This window comes from Streptomyces sp. 8K308 (genome assembly GCF_004348315.1).
Classification (GTDB): Bacteria; Actinomycetota; Actinomycetes; order Streptomycetales; family Streptomycetaceae; genus Streptomyces.
The window spans coordinates 1-5,024 of the sequence record NZ_SMKC01000440.1 but is presented as its reverse complement, the minus strand read 5'-3'; the positions used below and the strand labels follow the sequence as shown (position 1 = coordinate 5,024).

3 protein-coding genes are annotated in these 5,024 nt (G+C 73.3%); 2 read left to right on the top strand and 1 reads right to left on the bottom strand.

Translation table 11 applies throughout. The features are described 5' to 3' along the window. Positions 1-229: 229 nt before the first annotated feature. Entirely contained in the window at positions 230-1,423 is a 1,194-nt protein-coding gene (locus tag E1265_RS33515) for an ROK family protein (protein ID WP_132934722.1), read from the bottom strand. 167 nt (positions 1,424-1,590) lie between these two features. On the opposite strand from E1265_RS33515, the gene E1265_RS33510 reads away from it, so the two are divergent. Both E1265_RS33510 and E1265_RS33505 read left to right on the top strand, forming a co-directional pair. Further along, positions 1,591-2,952, top strand: coding sequence for a trehalase family glycosidase (locus E1265_RS33510; protein WP_132934721.1), 1,362 nt, complete (start codon positions 1,591-1,593; stop codon positions 2,950-2,952). 54 nt (positions 2,953-3,006) lie between these two features. Continuing rightward, positions 3,007-4,953 (top strand): glycogen debranching N-terminal domain-containing protein, encoded by a 1,947-nt coding sequence (locus tag E1265_RS33505; RefSeq protein ID WP_132934720.1) that lies wholly within the window; start codon positions 3,007-3,009, stop codon positions 4,951-4,953. Positions 4,954-5,024: the final 71 nt, after the last annotated feature.

Sequence of the window (5,024 nt, the reverse complement as noted above, 5' to 3'; positions counted from 1 at the left end):
GGGTTGATGAGGGATGGGGTTCGCGTATCCGGCACGGGACTCGACTCCTCGTGAACGGCTGCCCTGACAGCGGGAGGTTACCCCGGCAACCGCTCATCTGAGCGTTCCATTCATCATTCGTGGCAGGCATCACGCCCACGAATGGGCTATTTCCACCCTAAGCCCCCCAACACGCCGGGGCACGGGGAACGACGAAGCACCACGGCGAGGGCGGAGAGCGGGAAGGAAATCAACCGGCCGCGAGGCGACGGTCGGCCTCGGCGGGGGCGTACAGCGACTCGACGACCATGGCCGCCGCCCCCGTCAACCCGGCCCGGTCGCCGAGTTGGGAGGTCACCACCCGCAGGTCGGCGGTGGTGCGCGGCATCGCGCGCTGGTAGAGGAGCTCGCGGACGCCGGTCAGGAACGGCGGGCCCGCCAGGTCGCCGGCGATCATCAGGACGCCGGGGTTGAGCAGCGTCACCACCGTGGCCAACACGCCGCCGACCAGCCGGCCCGCCTCTCGGGCCAGCCGCACCGCGTCCGGCTGGCCGATGGAGAGCTGGTCGCGGACGCCGGAGCCGGAGGCCGTCGGGATGCCGGCGGCCGTCAGCTGCTCAGCCAGGGCACGGCCGCTGGCCACGGCGGCCAGGCAGCCGTAGGAGCCGCAGCGGCACAGCGCGTGCGCCTGGTCGCTGAGCCTTATGTGACCAATGTCACCGGCCGCGCCGTCGATCCCCCGGTACATCTCTCCGCCGGCCACCACCCCGGCGCCGATGCCCGTGGAGACCTTGATCAACAGAAACGCCGAGCAGTCCGGATAGCCATAGCGCTGCTCGGCGTACGCCATGAGGTTGGCGTCGTTCTCCATCAGCACGGGTATCCCGGCGTCGCCGTGGCAGTGCTCGGCGAACGCGCGCCGCATCCGCTCCCGGATCGGGTACCGGTCCCAGCCGGGCATGATCGGCGGCTGGACGATCAGACCGGCGGCCGAGTCGACCGGGCCAGGCACTGAGAGACCGATGCCACACACGGCGGAGGCCGGCACTCCCGCCTTCTCGAGCAGCGCCGCGAACCAGTGGCCGAGCCGGTCGAGCACCTCGTCGGGGCCCTGGTTGATCAGCAGCGAACCGGAGTGCTCGGCGAGCAGCCCACCCGCCAGGTCGAGCACGGCGGCCCTGGCGTGCCGGGTCTCCAGGTCGGCGCAGAGCACCACCGCGTGCGAGGCGTCGAACTCGATGCGCACCGCCGGGCGCCCACCGGTGGGGGCCTCCACCGGGTCGCCGGCGGTCTCCCTGATCCAGCCGGCGCCGAAGAGCTGGTCGAGCCGATGGCCGACCGTCGATCGGGAGAGGCCGGTGATCCGCTGGAGCTCGCCGCGCGTCGTCGCCTGCCCACCGCGGATCAACCCCAGCAGGTGCCCGGCGCTCGCCTGGTTCGTCACACCGCCTGCCTTCCCCGTGACTGATTTCTCACCCCCCTTTAGCTTGTGAAGTAGATATTACAGCGGTACTTTTGCGTGTTAAGTAGACGTAACTCTGCGGTACCTTCGACAAAACAAATGGTGCGGCCGCGCTGCGGCAGCAAAAGCCAGAGTCCTTCGGAGCCCACGTGGAACGCGCTGATCTGCCCCTCGGCCTGCCCTCGATCGCATACAACGGCGCGCGCCGCGTTCTCTCCCGCAACTGGACCGGCTCCTCCACGGTGCCCTCGAGAGCGCTCTACCCCCACCAGTGGAGCTGGGACTCCGCGTTCATCGCCATCGGCCTCCGGCACCTCTCCCCCACCCGCGCCCAGCGCGAGCTCGAGACCCTGCTGGCCGCGCAGTGGGCCGACGGCCGCGTCCCGCACATCGTGTTCAACCCGGCCGTCCCCCTCACGGCCTACTTCCCCAGTCCCGACTTCTGGCGCTCATCCACCGCCGGGGACAAGGCGGGGGCGCCCGCGGCCGTCGAGACCTCCGGAATCGTGCAGCCGCCCGTGCACGCCCTCGCCGCCTGGCTGGTCCACCAGGCCGATCCCGCCGCGTCCGCGCGGCGGGGTTTTCTGCGCCGCGTCTACCCGCGGCTCGTCGCCTGGCAGCGCTACCTCACCGACCAGCGCGACCTCGGCAGGCGCGGCCTGGCGTCAATCGTCCACCCCTGGGAGTCCGGCATGGACAACAGTCCGTGTTGGGACCCGCCGCTGGCCAGGATCGAGCCCGCCGCCGCCGACTCGTTCCACCGCGCCGACCTCGACCACGGCCGCCGCGCCGACCGCCCCACCGACCTCGACTACGGCCGCTACGTGCGGCTCGCCGAGACCTACCGCGACCACGGCTACGCGGACGACGCCGCGTCACACCCCTTCGCCGTCGAGGACCCGGCGCTCAACGCGCTGCTGATCGCCTCCGAAAACGCGCTGGCCCGGATCGCCACCGCCCTCGGCGCCGACCCCGCCGACCACCTGGTGCGAGCCGAGGAGCTCACCACCAGCATGCTCAAGCGCCTGTGGAACCCGGACGCCGGCATGTTCCTGTGCCACGACGTGATCGCCGGCGAGCCCGTCCCCGAGCGCGGCGTCAGCGGGCTGATCCCGCTGATCCTGCCCGACCTACCGGAGGACGTGGCCACCGCGCTGGTGCGCACCGCCACCGGCGAGCACTTCGGCCTCGGCGGCGCCTGCCGGCTGGCGCCGAGCTACGACCTGACCGGTCCCTCGTTCGACCCCGCCCGCTACTGGCGGGGGCCCGCCTGGTTCAACATCAACTGGCTGCTGGAGCGCGGCCTGCGCCAACACGGCGCCACGGAGCAGGCCGACGCGCTGCGGGCCGAGGCGCTCGGCGCCGCCACCGCCACCGGCTTCGCCGAGTACGTCGACCCGTTCACCTGCGAGGCACGCGGCAGCCAGGACTTCAGCTGGACGGCCGCGCTCACCATCGATCTGCTCATCGCACCGCTCGCGGCCCAGGGGGCGTCGTCGTCGCATGAGTGACGTTCCCCGACACCGCGAACACCGAAGACATCCCACAGACCTCAGGGGATCGCAGTGCTCACTTCGCACCACTGCCTGCTCGTCCGGGACGGCACCTTCGCCGCGGTCGGGCCGTCCGGGGACATCACCGGCGAACGCGGCGCCTGGCCGGACGGCCTCTTCGCCCGCGACGCGCGCCACCTGAGCCGCTGGCAGCTCACTGTCGACGGCGGCACCCCGGCGGTGCTGGTGCCCGCGAGCGCCGGCCAGGAGGCCCGGTCGAGCGCCGTGTTGACGCCGCCCGGCGGCCGGGCCGACACACCGGCGCTGACCGTCTTCCGCGAGCAGTCCGTGCGGGCCGGCGGTCTCAGCGAGCGGATCAGGATCGGCAGCAACCGCGGCGAGCCCACAACCGCCCTGCTGGCCCTGACCGTCGACGCCGACTTCGCCGACCAGTTCGAGCTGCGCTCCGACCACCGCTGGTACGAGAAGCCGCACGCCGTGCGCACCAGGGAACTCCGCCCGGACGGCGTGGAGTTCGGCTACCGGCGCCGCGAATGGCACGCCCGCACCGTCGTCACCGCGTCGCCCGCGCCGGACGCGGTGGAGGAGACCGGCAGCGGGGCACGGCGGTTGCGCTGGCGGATCGAGCTCCCGGCCCACGGCAGCGCGGAGTTGGCGCTGCGCGTCGACGCCCACCCGCACGGAGCACCCGAGCCCGACCCCGTCCTCCCCTCACCGGCCGGGGAGTTGGGCGCCGGCGGCACGGTCGGCGTACCGATCCCGGACGACTGGCCGGAGTTGGCGACCGCCTGCGAGCAGGGCCTCGCCGACCTGACCTGCCTCCTCGTCCCGGCCACCGGCCCCGACGGCGAGGCGCTGCGGGTGCCGGCGGCCGGCGTCCCGTGGTTCCTGACGCTCCTCGGCCGCCACGCGCTCGTCACCTCGCTGTTCACCCTGCGCGCCAGACCGGAGCTGGCCGCCGCCACCCTGCTGACGCTGGCCGCCACCCAGGCGACCGGCGCCGACCCCGAGCGCATCGCCGAACCGGGCAAGATCGTCCACGAGCTGCGCCACGGGGAACTGGCCTACTTCCAACAGGTCCCGTACGGCCGGTACTTCGGCGCGGTCGACTCGACACCGCTGTTCCTCATGCTGCTCGGCGCGCACGCCGAGACCACGGGCGAGGAGAAGCTGGCGCGGCGCCTCGAGCGGCACGCACGGGCCGCCGTCGACTGGATGTTCCAACACGGCGGGCTCGCCGACGGCGGCTACCTGCTCTACCATGCGGACCAGGGCGGGCTCGCGAACCAGAGCTGGAAGGACTCACCCGGCTCCATCTGCCACGCGGACGGCACCCCGGCCAAGGGCGAGATCACGGCCGCCGCCCCCCAGGGCTACGCGTACGCGGCACTCCGCCAGGCGGCGCGGCTCGCCCGCATCGCCTGGGACGACGCGGCCTACGCGGACGTGCTCGACGACGCGGCCGAGGGGCTGCGGGCCCGCTTCCTGCGGGACTTCTGGCTGCCGGACCTGGACTTCCCCGCCCTGGCGTTGGACGGCACGGGCCGGCGGGTCGACGCGCTCGCCTCCGACGCCGGGCATCTGCTGTGGACCGGCATCCTCGACCGCGAGCGCGGCCGGGCGGTGGGCAGGCGCCTGATGGCGCCGGACTTCTTCACCGGCTGGGGCATCCGCACGCTGGCGGCCGACCAGGCGGCGTACCACCCGCTCTCCTACCACCGCGGCTGCGTCTGGCCGCACGACAGCGCGATCGCGGCGCTCGGCCTCGCGCGGTACGGGCTGCGGACGGAGGCGGAGACGGTCGCCCGCGGCGTGCTCGACCTGGCCGCGGCCACGTCCTTCCACCTGCCGGAGGCGGTCGCCGGCTACCCGCGCGACCTCCATCCGGCGCCGATCCCCTACCCGCACGCGTGCACGCCGCAAGCCTGGTCGGCGGCGACGCCGTTCGCCCTGACGACGGCTGTGTGGGGCGACCTGCGGGGCGGCCTGCCGGCCTGAGCGGCTCGAAGGGACCCGCACCACGCGGCGCGCCCACCGCCGGCCGGAGGTTCTCCCCCTGTCTCTTATAC